This window comes from Dendronalium sp. ChiSLP03b, assembly GCF_034531165.2.
In the GTDB taxonomy this organism is placed as follows: domain Bacteria; phylum Cyanobacteriota; class Cyanobacteriia; order Cyanobacteriales; family Nostocaceae; genus Dendronalium; species Dendronalium minutum.
This window is the reverse complement of the sequence record NZ_JAVRBR020000013.1, coordinates 33,255-51,676: the sequence shown is the minus strand read 5'-3', so window position 1 is coordinate 51,676 and position 18,422 is coordinate 33,255. Positions and strand designations below refer to the sequence as shown.

The window sequence follows — 18,422 nt, the reverse complement described above, 5'->3', positions numbered from 1 at the left end:
GAATTCCTGGTGTCGGTTTGATGTTTTTTAATGTTGACCTAACTTAATTAAAGACTGTAATGTAAATTACAGTACACAACAACTGTTGTTCGCTTCTAAGGGCGAATGCGATTGGTCTGTAGCATAAGTCTTTAACTCTAGTCCTTTCAAGGTGAATCGAAAAATCTCTTTTTTTCTCTCTTGAAAGGGCTAGTCTTTAATTCATGCTGCCTTACTCCCAATTGGGGCAGAAGACTGGCTCTCTGAGCGTAAACTAGTTGAGACTACACTAGCGATCGCCAATGCAACTTCTTTGGTTTGGCTACTGCTCAAACCAGGATACATCGGTAAAGATAATATTTGCTTTGCCAGCTTTTCTGAGTGGGGAAAGTCTCCTTGTTGATAGCCTAAGTAGGTGAATGCTGGCTGAAGATGACAGGGAATTGGGTAGTGAATGCCCGTTTGAATTCCCTCTGCTGCTAATTTATCTTGGATTTGCTGGCGTTCTATGAAACAAGATTCATCAACTTTAATGACATAAAGATGATAAACATGTCCTGAGCCGCTGTGGTTTTGTACGGGGATAATGCCAGCAGATGCTAAAGGTGCTAACTCATTATCGTACTGCTGGGCGATAGTCAGGCGATCGCGATTCCACTCTGGCAAATATGGTAATTTTTCTAGTAAAACTGCCGCTTGTAATGTATCCAAACGACTGTTCGTACCTGATTCAACATGAAAATACTTTTGGGATGCACCGTAATTTCGCAAGCGCACCATCTTCTGGGCTACATCTGAATCTCGCGTCAATAGCATCCCGCCATCACCAAATGCCCCTAAATTCTTGCTGGGATAAAAACTAAAAGCTGCTGCTATTCCCACTGAACCAGCTCGATATCCATCTCTTTCGGCTAGGTGTGCCTGTGCCGCATCTTCAAAAATTAACAATTTATAGGTATTGGCAAAGTCTAATAACTGTCGTGGCGATACCATTTGACCATATAAATGGACAGGAATAATTGCTTTGGTCTGAGGCGTAATTGCCTTGGCGGCTGCCTCTAAGTCAATTAAAGCTGTTTGGGGATCGCAATCTACAAGAATAGGCTTTGCCCCAGCACGTAGCACCCCAATTAATGTTGCGACAAAAGTATTAGCTGGTAAAATCACTTCATCGCCAGAACCAATATTGCAGGCTTGCAAACCGAGGGCGATCGCATCAGTACCAGAAGCAACACCCACACCATATTTTGTGCCAGAGGCAGCTGCAAATGCTGCTTCAAAATCTGAAAGTGCCCGCCCTAAAATAAAATCTCCCTGTTCCAATATGGCATGAATTGCTTCTTTTAGTTGAGTTTGAATTGGCTGGTGCTGTGACTTAAGGTCTACAAAAGGAATTCTCACAGTCATTTGATTCATTGCCAGTTAGCCTCGGGATTATATATTAAAACTTTGTTTACTACCATCACAATCCATTTATGACTTAACAATAAAATTTATACAAATACTAAATATGAAATATTAATGAATTTTTGATATTTTTCTAATTATGATTTTTTTAAATAGTTATCAAACGCTTAAACAAAGCATTTTTAATTAGTGATTGTTATTTTTTTAGCAAGAATTATAATTTTATGGAGTATCATCTTGGTTCTCCAATAAACTATTTTTATGCAACAAAAATGAATAATATCCTGAAAAATAAATTTACTTCATAGGTGCTTATATAATTTTAATGAGTTCTAAATGACTTTAATTATTGAAAATGCAATCTGATAATCAATTAAAATGTCCATTAATTTTGTTAGTAAATATTTAATTTGAAGTAAAAATTAATTAAATCGAGCCAGCCTTTATAAAAAAGAACCTCAGTTTTTATACTTAAAAATAAAATACTTTATTTTTGGAGTTATACAGTAATTTTAAGCAAGTCAAGATTAAGCGTACAGACCAAAAATTCTTATTTGTTACATAACCGGAGAATGACATAAGCTTTTTAATCTATCATTAGCGTTATAGTACCCTAGTCGCATTTGAAACTAACTTTGTATAGTAGTAAAACCTTAGGCAATATTGGTTACACTAGGCTTAAGTAAGAGCTTCAGCACCAGTGACTAAGAACTAGTAAGCGATCGCACCCCCTATTTAGGGAAGTAATACAAAATTTTTGTTCCAAAATTGTTTGTCGGTAGCTAAATTGGGGAATGCTTAAAGATAGAAAATCATAACCCGGAAACAGCGGTTATAAAAATTACAATATCGAGCAATTATCAAGGTAGCGGTGGCAATGGTAGAGCCTGAAAACAAATTATTTTCCCTAAAGGATGGTTGGGCTTCCCAGGAAACAAGAGAACAGCAACGCCTCAAAGTACTCTCCGAGTTAGGTTTGCGGCAAGCAGAAACAATACCAGTCTTTGAAGAAGCCACTCAAACTGCTGCCCATTTTTTGGAAGCGCCGATTTCCATCTTGGGATTTGTAGATCAAGAACGCCACTGGTTCAAGTCAGCAGTAGGTTTATCTAGGTTAGGGTTAATGAATCATCTGGCGCAAAGCCGTCAACTATTACGCCGGGAATCTTTTTGCGCGCAGGTAGTAGAGAATTTTCAAATAGTTGTCATTAATGATACGCAAAAACTTACAGATCCAATACTCGCTACTAGCAAGTTAGTACAGGAATATGGCATCCGCGCTTACTTAGGAGCGCCACTGATTGATGCTTCAGGGCATTGCTTAGGTGCATTAGCAGTAATGGATTTAGTGCCGCGCAACTTCACAACTCGGGACATTGAGTTTTTGCAAATAATAGCTCGTTGGAGCATGAGTGAATTTGAGCGCAACCGACTGTTGCAAGGTAGAGCGGAAACAACCACTTTCAAGAGCGCTCCTGCCTTGACACTCAGTGATAGCCATCATAGCGACATTAAAGTTACCCCACCTGCTTTGGAAAAAGAATCTGTTTCTACTAAGCAACTGAAACTAGAACTTTTGGAGCAGCTTACTCAGGAGTTACGTACACCCTTAACATCTGTGTTGGGTATGGCTAGTGTCTTAGGACGTGAGATATATGGGCCGTTGACAACTAAACAAAGAGAATATTTAGAAATTATCCAACATAGTGGCCGATATTTACTCTCTTTAGTCAACGAAATTACCGAACTAGGAGCAATAGATGAAAACGCAGCTGTGCTGAATTTAGTTCCTGTAGATATTGAAATGCTGTGTCAACAAGCTATCAATACGCTAGAAGAAGCTGCTAACCGCCGCGAGCAAGACATCCGCTTGTCCATAGAACCAGGACGCAGTCGAATTTGGCCCTTGGATAAAGACAAAGTGCGGCAAATTCTATATCATTTGGTTTTCAGCGTAATTCAACTTTCTGCTACAGGCAGCATTGTTCGCATTCATGTCTCTTATAAGGAAAATACGCTCAATATTACTATTTGGGTTTCCCATCCCTGGCTAGGAGATGGCATAACAGAGGTTGACCCATATTTCCGGCTTAATCCCTTATCCCTGCTTGAGCTTACAGGTGAAACAGCAACCTGCACTACTCGTTCAGAAAATCAAGAAGACTCAAATATCTGGCCAATCGCATTAGAGAAGTCACAAAACTTGGGTGTTTCCGACTCAGATGCGTTTACTATATCTACTGATATGGATTTAGCTAAGTACAACGATAATTTGTCACGCGAACGCTTGGGTCTGTTGCTTAGCTGTCATCTAGCAGAGTTACATGGGGGACAAATTTCGATTCAAGGTTCGCCAGAATCTGGACATCGCTATGTACTTTCTTTGCCACTACAAGTTGCTACTGCCTCGCCAGAAAGCGATATCTGATAGGAATTTTGAATTTGAGATTTTGGAGCCACTGCGTTGGGGAGATGTTGCGTTGCACAGGTTTCTAAGGCACTCCGTTAGGCTACTTCCCGTACTCCTTGTCCTAGGTCGCCGCTAGCGCGAACAGAGAACCCGAAGGGTAGGAAGTGCCGTTGCGTTTAAGCAATTGCTTTCTATCTTGAAAATGGGGACGGATGACGGATGAATGTTGACTGGGTAGGAGATATTTTTATGGCCTCATTGGGGGCAAGTGCCCATGGGTATCTCCCTTGAAAATACTTCTTCGATGAGTATCTATATAGATAAAACTCACTTGGCATTTTCATGCTTGCTGGTGTATGAAGTTCATTGAGGCTACCTCCTAACTCCTGCTTTCTGCCTCGTACCTTTGTCCAACTACCAATTATTAATTTGCAATCTGCGCTATTACTTTTATCATTACCCGCATTATGATTAAGTCCAGGTTCTGCGCGGGCGTGCTAATTGTTCACAGCGTGTTTTATGAATTTAGTCTGGCAACGATTTACCTTATCTTATTTACCGCTCAAAGCATATCTTGCTACTAGCTACCTGCACCGTTTGGTTGGGTTGTTACACTCTTGGCGGCAAAGCAGTTTCTTCATACAGTCGGGGGATATAATAGCGACTGCTTTACTGAGCTTGGTGTATGCTCTTGCCCCTTTTGTTTCCAGTTCTCTTGTAGGAGTTTTGTTGGTAGCTTGTGTAGGATTTTGGCTGCTGTTGACTTTGTCTGATGAACCAGCGCCAGCATATGCTCCCTTATTCACCCCTATTCACCTGCTAGTATTTCTCTACTGGGGAATCGCCGCTATAGCCACAGCATTGTCACCAGTGAAAAAGGCAGCATTGAGCGATTTCCTAACTTTGACCCTATATTTGCTGTTATTTGCCCTTTGTGCCAGAGTACTGAGGTCGCCCCGCCTACGGTCTTGGATTATTACTCTCTACCTTCATGTGTCGCTAATTGTGAGTATATATGGCTTGCGCCAGTGGTTTTTTGGAGCCACAGCACTGGCAACTTGGGTAGACCCTGAATCTCCTCTGTCTAAGACAACAAGGGTTTACAGTTATTTAGGTAATCCCAACTTATTGGCTGGATATCTAGTACCAGCTGTAGTTTTAAGCTTCGTCGCAGTTTTTGTATGGCAAAGCTGGATTAAGAAAGCTTTAGCATTGACAATGGTAATTGTTAATAGTGCCTGCTTGGTTTTGACTTTTAGTCGTGGTGGTTGGATTGGGCTATTAGTGGCAATTTTAACTGTGATGGCATTGCTAGTTTATTGGTGGAGTGTGCAAATGCCTCCTTTTTGGCGCACTTGGTCGCTACCAATTATCTTGGGAGGTTTGCTGGGGATACTAGTGCTAGCCGTGATATTTGTAGAGCCAGTACGCCTACGGGTTTTCAGCATTTTTGCCGATCGCCAAGATAGCAGTAATAATTTTCGTAGGAATGTCTGGGAAGCTGTCTTCGAAATGATTCGCGATCGCCCTATTATTGGTATTGGTCCTGGTCACAGCGCTTTTAATAAAGTCTACCCGCTTTACCAACATCCTCGTTATACTGCTTTGAGTGCCTATTCGATTTTTCTAGAGGTAGCTGTAGAAACTGGCTTTGTTGGTTTAGCTTGTTTCCTTTGGCTGATAATTGTGACTTTTAATAGTGCATTGCTGCAACTACGAAGATTGCGACAATCGAGAAACGTAGAGGGATTTTGGTTAATTGGAGCGTTTGCCACTTTACTCGGTATGCTGGCTCACGGCACAGTGGATACTATCTGGTTTCGCCCCGAGGTCAATACTCTCTGGTGGTTCATGGTTGCCTTAATTGCCAGTTACTGGACACCTTTGAATCAAAACCAATCTCCAGAACAAAATTCACCAGACCCACAGCCTGCGGCAAACTAAAGTCGGTGAATTAAGTGGACAATCACCGTCAAGTGCCCAAGCACTGTGACGGTAACTTCCAATTTCATCCGTGGAAATTGACACTTTCAAGGTGTCAATTTTGAATTGCTTAGTCTCTGTAAGTAGTGGCCCCAGGAGCATTGGGGTCACGATAACGGGTAGGTTCATCGTTACGTTTTCTACCTGATAAACCAGCTAAACCTAATAGACCAATTAATCCCAACCAACCCCAATCAAAATTATCACGGCGATCGTAAGTTGTTGTCCTCGGAACAGTGTCGGTTCTAGATGGATTAGTAACTTGAGCTTTCGCAGGTAGTGTCAACGGCATTGCCATACTCAAGGTGAGAACAGCAGCGCCAACAGATGCTGTAAAATTACGTGTCATGGTGAAAGTTCCTCATCCCTTGCAAAGCTATTCACCACTGTAACGAGTCCCAAAATGAGCCAAATCAATCTGCGGCTATAAACCCGGATTTCTCAACTCACGCTGAAGATATACAACATGGTTTCTACTTCAGTCAATTCCTCACTCTGTTGTGGTAGTTGAGTCACACTTATACTCAATAATTTTTCATTGCCCGTTGAATATCACGCTGATCTTGCCGTCGTTTAAGGTCTTCTCGCTTGTCGTGAAGCTTTTTGCCTTTGCCCAAAGCTATACTCACCTTTACCCAGCCTCGCTTGAGGTACATCTTCAAAGGTATTAATGTTAAACCCTGCTGTTCCACCTTGCCAGTGAGCTTACGGATTTCCTGGCGATGCAGCAACAGCTTTCGCGTGCGGCGCGGTTCATGATTAAAATATTGTCCACTGGCGTTATAAGGAGAGATATGCACGTTGATCAGCCATGCTTCACCATCGCGAATCAAAGCATAACCATCTTGAAGATTAACTTTACCCGCTCGGATTGACTTGACTTCAGTTCCTGTCAACTGAATTCCAACTTCATAAGTTTCCAGGATTTCATACAAATAACGGGCTTGACGGTTGTCGCTAATAACTTTATAACTTTCGCTCTTGTCACTCATTGAGAATTTTGCTTGCGTTAAATTTGCTTAAAAAATCGTTGGGACTAGGTTGTGAACTTATAGAGGGATATTTAACCACTATAAATGCTTAACTACATATCAGTGTTATCCTATTAATTTAGCTTTTCCCAGTTCTCAATTGAAAGTTTGCCAGCAACTTTAGTCCCTAGAAGATTATTTATTAAAGAAATATTAATTTATATTAGGGTGAGTAATGGCTCTGTATTATTGGTAGGTTGTTAAAAATTACAAAACTCTATGTACCTTCCCAGTACTAGAAATCGAAGGTACAATAAACTTCGTGAACCCTTCCTAAAGATTTAAGATTTTCTTTATAAATTCACCCTCAGGCAGTCATTAGTCGGTAATCCTGTCATAGTATGAAACATAAGAACACTATTTATTGCCTGTGTTCACTAGTGGAGCTTGTAGAAGCAAATTTCTGAGTAAAAAAAATGCTAGGGGTGTATTGTCCATGCCCTTGACGATCCTTGTAGTGGATGACGATCTGGGCACTCGTCTATCTATTAGCGATTATCTTGAGTTGTCTGGCTACTCGGTAATCACAGCTAATGATGGTCAAGAGGCTTTGGTGATGGTGGATGAGTATCATCCTGATTTAATTGTTACGGATATTGTTATGCCACGAATGAACGGCTATGAACTGGTACGCCGGGTACGTCAACAACCAGCGTTCCGGTTGTTACCTGTAATTTTATTAACAGCACGCACCAAGACTCAGGAAAGAATTCTGGGCTATCAGTCAGGCTGCGATTTATATTTGCCTAAGCCATTTGAATTAGAAGAGTTAGCAGCAGCAATTCGCAATCTTCTAGAACGAGCGCAAATCATTCAATCTGAGTACCGCTTTTCTCATAAAGATCGTGTGGGCAGTGCCACCCCAACAAAAGCCGTAGATGCTCATCAATCTTTATTCACTCATGTTCAGAAATCTCAACTGCTGTCATCTCTGACTTCCAGAGAACAGGAAGTCCTAGAACTTTTGACTCACGGTCTGTCTAACGCTGAAATGGGTCAACAGCTACACTTGAGTCCGCGAACAGTAGAAAAGTACGTTAGTAGTTTATTGAGGAAGACCGAAACTAGCAACCGAGCAGAACTAGTGCGTTTTGCAATGAAGCATGGTCTAGTAGAATAAAAATAAAAAGTTAGGATTTTGGAAAACCACAAGGCCGCAGCGCCTGTATAGAAATTAGTGTGAGAAAAGATTGCTCATAACTCTTGAATTTAAGCTATTGATTGCTGACTGGTAATATGTTGGAGTAGACCTTCACAAGCATCAATAAGCAAGTCAATCACTTGATTAAAACCTTCTACGCCACCGTAGTAGGGGTCTGGAACTTCCTTAAGGGTGTGTCGAGAGCAAAATTCACACATTAAGAAAACTTTGTCGTGATGTTGCCCTGTTGGGTCAAGAGCAAGGATATCCTCAAAATTCTCTAGATCCATCGCCAAAATCACATCAAAGCTCTGAAAGTCTGATTTTTGAAACTGGCGGGCACGACCACGCAGTTTAATTCCTAACTTTGTAGTAGCCGCAGCACTCATCCGTTGATCGGGTGGGCTATCAATGTGATAGCTAGATGTACCAGCAGAGTCACAGAGGATATGTTCGCTCAAGCCAGCCTGGTCAATTAGATGATTCATAATGTTTTCTGCCGATGGTGAGCGGCAGATGTTTCCCAGGCAGACAAACAGCAGCTTGTAAGGCATAAATATTTTTTAAACTTGTCAAAAGTCAATAGTCCACAGTCCACAGTCCATAGTCTAATGGTTTTTGACTATTGACTATTGACTATTGACTAAAATCCAGGCAGTTCCAGTCCACTGGTTAAGTCTTCCATACGTTCCCGCATTGTTGCTGTAGACTTTTCATAGGCATTTTTCATTGCCGCTGTCACAAGATCCGAAAGTATTTCTGCTCCTTGTGCTAGGGCTTCTGGAGAAATTTCCACTCGCTTCGGTTCTTGGTTCCCGCTAACAATCACCTTAACTAGACCACCACCGGACTCTCCCTGAATCTCCATTTGCTCTAATTCTTCTTGGAGTCGCTTTGCGCCTTCTTGAACTTGCTGAGCTTTTTTGAAAGCTTCGGCTAGTTCTTTCATTTTTCCTAAACCAAAGCCAAATCCTTGTCCTTTTCCTGTCATAATTGATTGTCCGTGTTTGCGTTGAATAACAAGTCAAATTCAATTATAGATGCGGTCGGTAATTTGCCTGTTTTATTACCAATAATTAATGCGAGGTATGGGGACTGGGTATTGGGTACTGGATACTAAGTATGGGGAAAGATTTTCCCACTCCCAGTCCCTAGTCCTCAGTCCCCAGTCATTTAACACGCTGCTTGAAACTCTCCGAGCATTTTGACTTCTGGCTCTAATAAAATCGACCAATTTTCTTGTACTTGGTGCTGAATATGACGGATAAGACAGAAGATATCACTAGCCTTAGCTCCACCACGGTTGACGATAAAATTGGCGTGAAGTTGTGCAACTTGCGCGCCACCAATTTGGTAGCCTTTTAGACCAGTTTGTTCGATCAACCATCCAGCAGCATAAGGCTTAGGATTACGGAAAACACTGCCGCAACTGGGGAAATTGTAGGGTTGAGTAGTTAGCCGATGCTGTTTGTGTTGTTTGGTTGCCGCCAAAACTTGGGCTGGATCGGCACCTGGTTGTAGCTGAAAGGTAGCTTGGGTGACGATGCGATCGCTGCCTTGTAGTGATGAAGTCCGGTAGCTGTAACCTATCTCGGCAGGGGTGAGGGTTGTTAGTGTACCGTCGGGTAAAAGTAGCTGGGCGCTAACTAACATATCTGCGATACAGCTATTGTGTGCCCCCGCATTCATCACGACAGCACCCCCAACTGTTCCGGGGATACCAACAGCCCACTCCAATCCTTCCCATCCTAGTTGTGCTGCTTCCCATGCTAAGCTGGGAATTGATTCTCCGGCAGCGACGGTCAATTGACCCGTTTGTGGGTCAAAATAGCTATGACGCAGATGCCGAGTCGAGATGACTAAGCCTGCTATACCGCGATCGCTGACCAACAGGTTAGAGCCTGCTCCTAGTGTTGTTACTGGCAATTCATGTTCTTTTGCATACTCAAGGCTTGCTTGCAGAGCTTCTAAATTGCGGGGAGCAACGTACCATTCCGCTGCTCCCCCAACTCTATATGAAGTATATGCGGATAATGAAGCCTGGGACTTGATTGCACAATCAGTGCCTTCTAAGTAAATTATTTTACTTTCGCCTGAATTAACTGTTTTGTGTTTATGTGTAGTCGAAACTGTGCAGACGTTTCCATCTGCCTGGGAGATTTTCATTTTTACGTCGATTTGTGAAATTTTACATTTATCTGCCGTAAAAATACAGCAATGGTGTGAATCGATAAAACTATGGCCAGATTGTCATTTGGTTGAGAGAATCAACCTCTGTTAATGTCTTCAATTAAGATGTGGCTGTAGCAGGTTCAGGTTCACAAAGTGTTGTAATTACTTCCGGAATTACCTGATTTAAATTCCCAGCACCCAGAAACAGCGCTAAGTCTCCAGAGCTTAGCGTTTGTAGCAAGAACTCGCTTACCAAAGGTAAAGTTGGCTGATAAACTACCTGTGAGTGCTGTTTGGCAATTTCTATCGCCAACTGTTCGCCGCTAATTTGACCCAAATTTGGTTCGCCTGCACTATAAATGTCAGTCAGCACAACTAGATCGGCATGTGCAAAAGATTCGGCAAACTCTTCTAAAAAGGTCAGTGTACGGCTATAACGATGAGGTTGGAAGATAGCTACCACTCTTTGCCCTGGTCTTGCTTGTAAGCGTGCAGCAGCGAGAGTAGCGCGAATCTCACTCGGATGGTGAGCGTAGTCATCAATGAAAGTAATGCCAGCAACTTCACCCCGGAACTCAAAGCGCCTTCTTGCTCCTTCAAAAGTAGCAATGCCTTTGGCAATTTCTCCAAATTCTAAACCTAAGACCCGACCAACAGCTACTGCTGCTAGAGCATTACTCAGATTATGCCGACTAAGCAGCCGTAGTTTCAATACGCCCAAGGCTTTGCCATGTTCCCAAACCAGAGCTGTTGTCCCATCAGCTCGATAGTCAACATTAGTAACAGTGTAGTCAGCATCAGTGTCTGAGTGTAGGCTATAGCTGATTGTTGGTTTTAGCCGATCGCGTACTGTTGCACAATCAATGCTACCTATTAAGGTTTTACAACCAGCAGCAAATTGTTGGAACGTGTCAACAACTTCCTCTAATGTGTCGTAGTGGTCGGGATGATCCAGTTCGATATTAGTAATAATGCCAATCTCAGGTGCATGTTTTACCAAAGAACCATCTGATTCATCTGCCTCAGCTACCAAATACCGACTTTTCCCTGAGCGAGCATTGCCTTCCCAAGCATTTACTTCGCCACCTACAAGAATCGTCGGGTCTAAACCAGCTTGCAGTAGCATGTAACCAATCATGCAACTCGTGGTGGTTTTGCCATGAGTGCCTGCTACTGCGATGCTATGATAATCAGCAATTAAAGCAGCTAGAACATCTGAACGATGGAAAATTGGACAGCCTAATTCTATAGCTGCTTCGTACTCCAAATTACTTTTGTTAATTGCTGTTGAACAAATTACTTGCGGCAGTTTTGCCTGTTCTGTCGCAGTTAATTCTACTTTAGTATTTAATCCTACTCCATGAGTAGCTACTTTTGAGCGAAAGAAATCAAAATTGCTAGCTTCTTGTTTAGCAAAAATATGAGATCCAATCGCTTCTAAATGTCGGGTAATGTGATTAGGACGAATATCCGATCCGGAAACTGGTAGATTGCGCTTTACCAGTAAATAAGCCAGAGCAGACATGCCTATGCCGCCGATCCCGATAAAATGAAATGGTCTGCCGCCAAAATCTACAGAATTACTCATTTATTACTCCTCTTACACCACACCACACCATAAATCACAAATGACACGCGTATCATAACAGGAATTTGATTTTTACCGTAACTGCTCCTGTATCATGTTTATTCTTGCTAGAGAGTTGATTTTTTACAGTTGTTTCGCTGGTTGAGAATGATTTTACCTTGGTTGGAGGTTTTTGCTATTTTTGAACTGTTTTTAAGATTATTCTGAAAATTTTCGCTACATCGGGAAAGAAATTCTTGTAATGTGAAATACATCTTTTGGGATTCCTCACTAGTATCGGTTACAATAGTAAATTCTTAGCAAAACTGCTTTTAAATTTCATCAAGCCAAGGCATGAATTGCGTACTATAGTACTTTGGTAGTGCAACTATTTCTCAATTGCATAAAGCCAGGGCATAACTGGATGCAACAATTAGCAATTTTTGGCGGCACATTCGATCCTGTTCATTGGGGACACCTGTTCGTAGCCCAAAGAGCTTTGCACCAAGTACCCTTAGAAAAGGTCATTTGGGTGCCATCACGAAATCCTCCTCACAAGAAAGCAGCTTTGTTTGAGCATCGGGTGGAAATGCTACAACTAGCTACAAGAGAAAACCCAGGGTTTACGGTCTCACTATTGGAGGAAAATCGTGGGAATTCTTATGCGATCGACACTTTGATCGACTTATCTGCTGTTTACCCAAATACTCATTGGTACTGGATCGTGGGTTTGGATACCTTCCAAACCTTACCCCGTTGGTATCGGGGACACGAACTAGCACAAATGTGTGATTGGTTAATCGCACCCCGACTGCTCGGTGGTGAGAATATAACTCAAAGCGAGTTCATCTGCAAGCAAATAGAGCAACAACTGAGAGAAAAGTCATACTCTATTCACTGGCAATTCCTGAATATACCCTTACTAGGAGTTTCGTCAAGTCTAATTCGTCAACTTTGCCGCGATGACTCCATCAACGCCATTCGTTATTTAGTCCCAGAACCAGTTAGAGTCTACATCACCGCCCACAACCTCTACTCAGATAATCCTGAATAAAATGTGTGTTTTTTTATAGATCCAGCACTTTATGGTTAATAATAATCCCCCTTTGCGATATGATTGGGGTCAAAGATATCAACTTATAGGCATAAATACAGAGGGCAAGACACTGTGATTAGAGTCGCAATCAACGGTTTCGGGCGCATCGGGCGTAACTTTGCACGCTGCTGGGTGGGCAGAGAAAATAGCAATATCGATCTTGTCGCTATTAATGACACATCAGACCCTAGAACGAATGCTCACCTCCTGAAGTATGACTCGATGCTAGGGAAGTTAAAGGATGTTGACATTACTGCCGATGATAACTCTATCATCATTAACGGTAAGACCGTTAAGTGCGTATCTGACCGCAATCCAGAAAACTTGCCCTGGAAAGATTGGGAAATTGACCTGATTATCGAAGCAACGGGTGTGTTTACCAGCAAGGAAGGTGCATTAAAGCACGTGAATGCTGGAGCCAAGAAGGTTCTAATCACCGCTCCTGGTAAAAATGAGGATGGTACTTTTGTGGTTGGCGTGAATCATCACGATTATGACCACAACAAACATCACATTATTAGCAATGCTAGCTGTACAACCAACTGCTTAGCTCCCATCGCCAAGGTGTTGAACGATAAATTCGGGATCATCAAAGGCACGATGACGACCACCCATAGCTACACCGGTGACCAGCGCTTGCTAGACGCTTCTCACCGGGATTTACGACGGGCCAGGGCAGCAGCCATTAACATTGTGCCCACCTCCACCGGTGCGGCAAAAGCAGTGGCGCTGGTAATCCCAGACCTCAAAGGCAAGTTGAATGGTGTTGCCTTGCGCGTACCTACCCCGAACGTTTCAATGGTAGATTTCGTGGTTCAGGTTGAGAAGCGTACTATTACTGAAGAAGTTAATCAAGCTCTCAAAGATGCCTCTGAAGGCCCACTGAAAGGGATTTTGGACTACAGCGAACTACAACTGGTATCGTCAGATTATCAAGGTACTGACGCTTCTTCAATTGTTGATGCCAGCTTGACTTTGGTTATGGGCAGTGACCTAGTGAAAGTCATGGCATGGTACGACAACGAATGGGGCTACAGCCAGCGAGTCTTGGATTTGGCTGAACTAGTAGCTGAAAAGTGGCAATAATTTGTCCTTTATCAATGGTCATTAGTCAATAGAGAATAGTTAAGCTCTGAAAACTAATCTTTTGACTATGGACTATTGACTGAAATGTTGAAATCCCTGGCTGAGACTCAGAACTCGGTCAGGGAATTTTTGATGTTTATCGTGTAAGAGTACTTTTGATCCCACTGTGATAGTTCCGACAATAGCTGCGCCTTGGCCAAGGTGTTGCACTAATACATCTGCAAGTTCTTTAGGTAAGCATAGGACTAATTCAAAGTCTTCGCCACCATAAAGTGCATATTCCAACGCTTGTTCTTCTGTCAGCCAGCTGTCAAAAGTTTTTGGAAAGGGAATTTGCCTGTGTTCTAGGACAGCGCCAACACCACTAGCGCGACAGATTTGTAAAATGGCGTCTGCTAAGCCATCGCTGCTGTCCATCCCAGCGACGGGGTGAAGAGACGTTACATGTAATGTCTCTACAATTTCCCATAAAATTGGTAAGACATCTAATCGCGGTTGTGGACGCTGGTGGGCTTTGATGAGAGTATTATATTCCGCATCGTTGAGGTTTTGTCTCAATTCTGGATGCAAGAGCAATTGTAAGCCAGCGTGAGAGTTTCCGTGAACACCTGTAACGACGATCGCATCCCCCACAACAGCAGCCGAACGGCGGATAATTCGATGAGGATCGGCTTGACCAAAAGCGGTAATTGCCAGAGTAGTCACAGGCGATCGCACTACATCACCGCCCACAATCAGGGTATTGTATTTTTGTAGGCATTCAGTCATCCCTTGGTATAAAAGCTCCACCCAGTTCACGCTCACATCGCCAGGGAGTCCCAGTCCGACGGTGATGCCAATAGGGAAAGCACCCATTGCCGCCAAATCTGATAAATTGGCAGCAGCAGCTCGCCAACCAGCATCTTCTGGGGAAGTGGTGACATGACTAAAATGCACGCCATCAATCAATAAGTCTGTTGTCACTACCAAAGATTGCTCTGGTGCGGTTATCAGCACCGCCGCGTCATCCCCAATAATTTCAGGGGGACAAAAACGCTGTAATCTTTCTAAAAGACCTTGTTCTCCAATATCTCTAACTTGTTGAGTCATTAGTCAGTAGTCACTAGTCAGTGGTCAGTAGTTTAGAAGACTAAAGTTATTCTCTTTGCCTTTACGTCCCCGCGTCTCTCGCTTCCTCTGACTCACTCAGAACTAGCTAAAGTTAGGATAAGGGTATCGTTTAGGAGTTAGCTAAAATGCTCACTACACCAATAACTAACGTCACATTTGAGGAGTATTTAACTTATGATGATGGCAATGGTTTTCATTATGAATTGGTGGATGGCAGATTAGAACTAATGAACCCACCCACGATTGAACATTTCCTGATTGCTAAATTTCTCGAACAAGCGCTAGATGCAGAAATCAAACGTTTGAGCTTACCTTGGCTGTGTTTTCGGGAAAGCGGGGTGAGAACGGGGAGAAATAAGTCTCGATTGACTGATTTGTGTGTGGTGACATTAGAACAAGCAAGGGAATTGATTAATTTATCTGCTGTATTTCAGTCACCTCCCTTATTAATTATAGAGGTAGTGAGTCCAGAGTCCGTGAAACGGGATTATCGCTATAAGCGGTCTGAATATGCAGCTTTGGAAGTGCCTGAGTATTGGATTGTAGACCCAATAGAGAATAAGATTTCGCTGTTATTGCTGGAAGAAGGATTGTACGAAGAAACAGTGTTTACTGCTAACCAAAAGATTGTATCGCGGACTTTTCCAGAATTGGCGATCGCTGTTGAGTGGGTGTTTGATGCAGGTAATCTGGGTTAGTAAGATTTAAGATTTTAGAATTAATCCAAAATCCAAAATCCGTCTTGGAAAGTTTGCTGCGGAGGGAAACCCTCCGACGCTCGGTCGAGTAGCGTCTCCCCTTGGGAGAAGACTCGCGCTTCGCTATGGCAACTTTCTGCAAAATCCAAAATTGATTATGCTGCTTGTGGCTCAACCAAGTTCTCTATTCCTTGGACGACAGTTGCGGATTCAATTTTGTCACCTGCTTTGAGTTTATCCAAAACTTCTTTGCCTTCGGTAAGATATCCAAAAACTGCATAACGACCATCTAATAGGTTACGTCCTGCGGGGGTGAGTTCTGGCTCAAAAAGAAAGAAGAAAACTTGCGATGAACCTCCATTGACTTGAGTTTCAGGACGTGCCATAGCTAATGCACCAAAGGCAGAGAATGGCAAAACTGGCATATCGAGATATCGACCAGCATCTTCGAGTGTAATGCCGTAAGTGGGCTTTTTATCACCTTCAACTAACACTTCTAAAGGAATAGCGCGGTATTTGCCCGTTTGTGGGTCAATAAAACCTACATCTTTTCCTGGTGGATCTCCAGTTTGCAGTACATAAGATTCTTCCGAACGAGTGAATTCCAAACCGTTATAAAAACCCCGTTGCACCAAATCTACAAAATTACCTGCTGTAACTGGGGCACTGTAACCATCTACTACAACAGTTAGGTCGCCTTTGTTGGTTTTAATTGCTATAGTAGAACGACCTTTAAGTTGGGGTAGATTACTATACTCAGCAGGCACTTCAAAGGGAAATCCCTTCACCATTGATTCTTCTAATTGGGTAACGAGATTTAGTAGTTTGTTTCTTCCTTGGAGAATTTGTTCTTTGTCTTTGACTTTTACCGATTCTTGTAGTGCATCCACGCCAGACTTCAATTCATCTAGCCAAGCTTGAGCTTGGGACTGGCGGTCTTCGGGAACGGCTGCTAGGATTTGGGAAGGTTTATCTAGAACGCGGGATGCTTTGCTGAGGTCTTTGGAAATAGCACCCCAGCGCTTATTTGCCCGCAATTGGTTAGAGATATCTTCTAAACTGGCTTGCAGTTCCCGCACAGGCTTGTTATCTATCGGGAGTGCATACCTTAACAAAGCTTTGCCATCGGTAATTGCATTTCCAGATGGCAGGGCGGCGTTACTCGAGGGAGTCCAGCCAGCTGTATTTATGCCTAAAAATATTGTTACCAACAGTATTGCCATTAGGCTGTTCTTCAGCCAGGATCTTAAAAAGTTAAACATGAGATGGCTCAGATGCAGCATCAAATTGTTGACTAGGCGTAACCCATCAATCATCTTCCCACAGTATTAGGGACTGGGGATTAGGGACTAGAGATTAGGATTAAAAAGATTCTTCACCAGTACCCAATACTCAGTCTCTTGACTAATTACTTAATGACTAATGACTAAACACTCCGCTTGAAGGGTACAATAAATGCCGATTGTCTTCCAAAATTTGAAAGCTTCATGATCTCCAGTAACGACTTTCGACCCGGTGTCTCAATTGTCTTAGATGGGTCTGTATGGCGAGTGGTAGAGTTCCTCCACGTTAAGCCTGGTAAAGGTTCCGCTTTTGTGCGGACAAAACTGAAAAATGTCCAGAGTGGGAGCGTTGTGGAAAGAACGTTCCGCGCTGGGGAAACAGTACCGCAAGCTACTCTGGAAAAAAGCACGATGCAGCATACCTATAAAGAGGGCGATGAGTTCGTCTTTATGGATATGGAAACCTATGAAGAAGGCAGATTGAGCGCAGCCCAAATTGGCGATCGCGTAAAATACCTCAAAGAAGGCATGGAAGCGAACGTCATTCGTTGGGGCGAACAAGTGCTAGAAGTGGAACTGCCCAACTCTGTAGTGTTAGAAGTAGTGCAAACAGATCCAGGTGTAAAGGGTGACACTGCTACGGGTGGGACTAAACCAGCTACTTTGGAAACTGGTGCAACTGTAATGGTTCCCTTGTTTATTTCCCAAGGAGAACGCATTAAAATTGATACACGTGATGATAAATATCTAGGCAGGGAATAGGTTTCATCTCATCCCAGAGTAAATTCCGATTTCAATCCCTGTATAGGGATTAAATCCCTGCCACACTGAAAATTCTTAATTTACGGACAGGTCGAGGTAATAAAAACTGTGCCATTGGACTTTAATGAAATCCGCCAACTGCTGGCAACTATCGCACAAACAGATATTGCTGAAGTAACACTCAAAAGTGAGAACTTTGAACTAACGGTACGTAAAACCACTAGCGTTAGCAATCATCTTGTGTCGGTTGGTCAAGCAGCGTTAAGTAGTGTGGTTGGTTCGGGATTGACATCAGTTCCACCAATTGGAACACAGACAGCACCACCTTTGATGCCGGAAGTAGGGACAAGTCGCGTCACGGAAACTGCTGTAGCAAGTTCTGGAGTGCAAGTGTCAGTAAATTCTCCTCCAAAGATTGATAAGAGATTGGTAGAAGTGCCTTCTCCAATGGTAGGAACGTTTTATCGTGCCCCCGCACCTAGTGAACCAGTATTTGTGGAAGTGGGCGATCGCGTCCGCAGCGGTCAAACAGTCTGTATCATCGAAGCAATGAAGCTGATGAATGAAATTGAGGCTGAGATATCTGGACAAGTTATGGAGATTCTCGTCCAAAATGGCGAACCTGTGGAATATGGTCAACCTTTGATGAGAATTAACCCTGATTAAGTATTAATCTATATATCAAGTGAATCATTGA

17 protein-coding genes are annotated in these 18,422 nt (G+C 42.8%); 8 read left to right on the top strand and 9 right to left on the bottom strand.

The window, feature by feature from the left end; genetic code table 11:
• Nucleotides 1-201: 201 nt before the first annotated feature.
• On the bottom strand, nucleotides 202-1,395 hold the full coding sequence (locus tag RMY31_RS02670; RefSeq protein WP_322661548.1) for a DegT/DnrJ/EryC1/StrS family aminotransferase: 1,194 nt from the start codon (nucleotides 1,393-1,395) through the stop codon (nucleotides 202-204).
• An 868-nt stretch (nucleotides 1,396-2,263) separates the two neighbouring features.
• On the opposite strand from RMY31_RS02670, the gene RMY31_RS02665 reads away from it, so the two are divergent.
• Nucleotides 2,264-3,814, top strand: a complete 1,551-nt coding sequence (locus RMY31_RS02665) for a GAF domain-containing sensor histidine kinase (protein ID WP_322661550.1) — start codon at nucleotides 2,264-2,266, stop codon at nucleotides 3,812-3,814.
• A 501-nt stretch (nucleotides 3,815-4,315) separates the two neighbouring features.
• Nucleotides 4,316-5,740 (top strand): IctB family putative bicarbonate transporter, encoded by a 1,425-nt coding sequence (locus tag RMY31_RS02660; protein ID WP_322661552.1) that lies wholly within the window; start codon nucleotides 4,316-4,318, stop codon nucleotides 5,738-5,740.
• A 109-nt stretch (nucleotides 5,741-5,849) separates the two neighbouring features.
• On the opposite strand, the gene RMY31_RS02655 is transcribed toward RMY31_RS02660, so the two are convergent.
• Nucleotides 5,850-6,128: a WGxxGxxG family protein gene (locus RMY31_RS02655; protein WP_322661554.1), complete on the bottom strand. Its 279-nt coding sequence runs from the start codon at nucleotides 6,126-6,128 to the stop codon at nucleotides 5,850-5,852.
• Between the two features lie 175 nt (nucleotides 6,129-6,303).
• Nucleotides 6,304-6,771, bottom strand: a complete 468-nt coding sequence (gene smpB, locus RMY31_RS02650) for an SsrA-binding protein SmpB (RefSeq protein ID WP_214431330.1) — start codon at nucleotides 6,769-6,771, stop codon at nucleotides 6,304-6,306.
• 475 nt (nucleotides 6,772-7,246) lie between these two features.
• Here smpB and RMY31_RS02645 point away from each other — a divergent pair, with 475 nt between their 5' ends.
• The gene (locus RMY31_RS02645) at nucleotides 7,247-7,930 is read left to right on the top strand and encodes a response regulator transcription factor (RefSeq protein WP_322661557.1); all 684 of its coding nucleotides are present in this window, start codon (nucleotides 7,247-7,249) and stop codon (nucleotides 7,928-7,930) included.
• 89 nt (nucleotides 7,931-8,019) lie between these two features.
• Here RMY31_RS02645 and RMY31_RS02640 read toward each other — a convergent pair whose 3' ends face one another.
• From RMY31_RS02640 to murC, 4 genes are all read right to left on the bottom strand, one after another.
• Nucleotides 8,020-8,439: a low molecular weight protein-tyrosine-phosphatase gene (locus tag RMY31_RS02640; protein WP_409877162.1), complete on the bottom strand. Its 420-nt coding sequence runs from the start codon at nucleotides 8,437-8,439 to the stop codon at nucleotides 8,020-8,022.
• Nucleotides 8,440-8,594: 155 nt separating this feature from the next.
• On the bottom strand, nucleotides 8,595-8,942 hold the full coding sequence (locus RMY31_RS02635) for a YbaB/EbfC family nucleoid-associated protein (protein ID WP_322661561.1): 348 nt from the start codon (nucleotides 8,940-8,942) through the stop codon (nucleotides 8,595-8,597).
• 182 nt (nucleotides 8,943-9,124) lie between these two features.
• Nucleotides 9,125-10,117, bottom strand: a complete 993-nt coding sequence (gene murB / locus RMY31_RS02630; protein ID WP_322661563.1) for a UDP-N-acetylmuramate dehydrogenase — start codon at nucleotides 10,115-10,117, stop codon at nucleotides 9,125-9,127.
• Nucleotides 10,118-10,241: 124 nt separating this feature from the next.
• The gene (murC, locus tag RMY31_RS02625) at nucleotides 10,242-11,711 is read right to left on the bottom strand and encodes a UDP-N-acetylmuramate--L-alanine ligase (RefSeq protein WP_322661565.1); all 1,470 of its coding nucleotides are present in this window, start codon (nucleotides 11,709-11,711) and stop codon (nucleotides 10,242-10,244) included.
• A gap of 403 nt (nucleotides 11,712-12,114) precedes the next feature.
• Between murC and nadD the strand changes: the two genes are divergently transcribed.
• Both nadD and RMY31_RS02615 read left to right on the top strand, forming a co-directional pair.
• Nucleotides 12,115-12,744, top strand: a complete 630-nt coding sequence (nadD, locus tag RMY31_RS02620; RefSeq protein WP_322661567.1) for a nicotinate (nicotinamide) nucleotide adenylyltransferase — start codon at nucleotides 12,115-12,117, stop codon at nucleotides 12,742-12,744.
• Between the two features lie 114 nt (nucleotides 12,745-12,858).
• Entirely contained in the window at nucleotides 12,859-13,872 is a 1,014-nt protein-coding gene (locus tag RMY31_RS02615; protein ID WP_322661569.1) for a type I glyceraldehyde-3-phosphate dehydrogenase, read from the top strand.
• Nucleotides 13,873-13,944: 72 nt separating this feature from the next.
• Here RMY31_RS02615 and thiL read toward each other — a convergent pair whose 3' ends face one another.
• Nucleotides 13,945-14,961, bottom strand: coding sequence for a thiamine-phosphate kinase (gene thiL, locus RMY31_RS02610; RefSeq protein WP_322661571.1), 1,017 nt, complete (start codon nucleotides 14,959-14,961; stop codon nucleotides 13,945-13,947).
• A gap of 146 nt (nucleotides 14,962-15,107) precedes the next feature.
• Here thiL and RMY31_RS02605 point away from each other — a divergent pair, with 146 nt between their 5' ends.
• Nucleotides 15,108-15,680 (top strand): Uma2 family endonuclease, encoded by a 573-nt coding sequence (locus RMY31_RS02605; protein ID WP_322661573.1) that lies wholly within the window; start codon nucleotides 15,108-15,110, stop codon nucleotides 15,678-15,680.
• A 155-nt stretch (nucleotides 15,681-15,835) separates the two neighbouring features.
• Here RMY31_RS02605 and RMY31_RS02600 read toward each other — a convergent pair whose 3' ends face one another.
• Nucleotides 15,836-16,942, bottom strand: a complete 1,107-nt coding sequence (locus RMY31_RS02600; RefSeq protein WP_322661594.1) for a peptidylprolyl isomerase — start codon at nucleotides 16,940-16,942, stop codon at nucleotides 15,836-15,838.
• 225 nt (nucleotides 16,943-17,167) lie between these two features.
• Here RMY31_RS02600 and efp point away from each other — a divergent pair, with 225 nt between their 5' ends.
• Together efp and accB are read left to right on the top strand one after the other, a co-directional pair.
• Complete coding sequence (gene efp / locus RMY31_RS02595) at nucleotides 17,168-17,725, top strand: elongation factor P (protein ID WP_322661575.1); 558 nt, start codon at nucleotides 17,168-17,170, stop codon at nucleotides 17,723-17,725.
• 108 nt (nucleotides 17,726-17,833) lie between these two features.
• Entirely contained in the window at nucleotides 17,834-18,391 is a 558-nt protein-coding gene (gene accB, locus RMY31_RS02590) for an acetyl-CoA carboxylase biotin carboxyl carrier protein (protein ID WP_322661577.1), read from the top strand.
• Nucleotides 18,392-18,422 lie beyond the last annotated feature (31 nt).

Coding starts and splice junctions, on each gene's coding strand:
- RMY31_RS02670 (WP_322661548.1), bottom strand. CDS start 1,395: ATGAATCAAATGACTGTGAGAATTCCTTTTGTAGACCTTAAGTCACAG.
- RMY31_RS02665 (WP_322661550.1), top strand. CDS start 2,264: ATGGTAGAGCCTGAAAACAAATTATTTTCCCTAAAGGATGGTTGGGCT.
- RMY31_RS02660 (WP_322661552.1), top strand. CDS start 4,316: ATGAATTTAGTCTGGCAACGATTTACCTTATCTTATTTACCGCTCAAA.
- RMY31_RS02655 (WP_322661554.1), bottom strand. CDS start 6,128: ATGACACGTAATTTTACAGCATCTGTTGGCGCTGCTGTTCTCACCTTG.
- smpB (WP_214431330.1), bottom strand. CDS start 6,771: ATGAGTGACAAGAGCGAAAGTTATAAAGTTATTAGCGACAACCGTCAA.
- RMY31_RS02645 (WP_322661557.1), top strand. CDS start 7,247: ATGCCCTTGACGATCCTTGTAGTGGATGACGATCTGGGCACTCGTCTA.
- RMY31_RS02640 (WP_409877162.1), bottom strand. CDS start 8,439: ATGAATCATCTAATTGACCAGGCTGGCTTGAGCGAACATATCCTCTGT.
- RMY31_RS02635 (WP_322661561.1), bottom strand. CDS start 8,942: ATGACAGGAAAAGGACAAGGATTTGGCTTTGGTTTAGGAAAAATGAAA.
- murB (WP_322661563.1), bottom strand. CDS start 10,117: ATGAAAATCTCCCAGGCAGATGGAAACGTCTGCACAGTTTCGACTACA.
- murC (WP_322661565.1), bottom strand. CDS start 11,711: ATGAGTAATTCTGTAGATTTTGGCGGCAGACCATTTCATTTTATCGGG.
- nadD (WP_322661567.1), top strand. CDS start 12,115: ATGCAACAATTAGCAATTTTTGGCGGCACATTCGATCCTGTTCATTGG.
- thiL (WP_322661571.1), bottom strand. CDS start 14,961: ATGACTCAACAAGTTAGAGATATTGGAGAACAAGGTCTTTTAGAAAGA.
- RMY31_RS02605 (WP_322661573.1), top strand. CDS start 15,108: ATGCTCACTACACCAATAACTAACGTCACATTTGAGGAGTATTTAACT.
- RMY31_RS02600 (WP_322661594.1), bottom strand. CDS start 16,942: ATGTTTAACTTTTTAAGATCCTGGCTGAAGAACAGCCTAATGGCAATA.
- efp (WP_322661575.1), top strand. CDS start 17,168: ATGATCTCCAGTAACGACTTTCGACCCGGTGTCTCAATTGTCTTAGAT.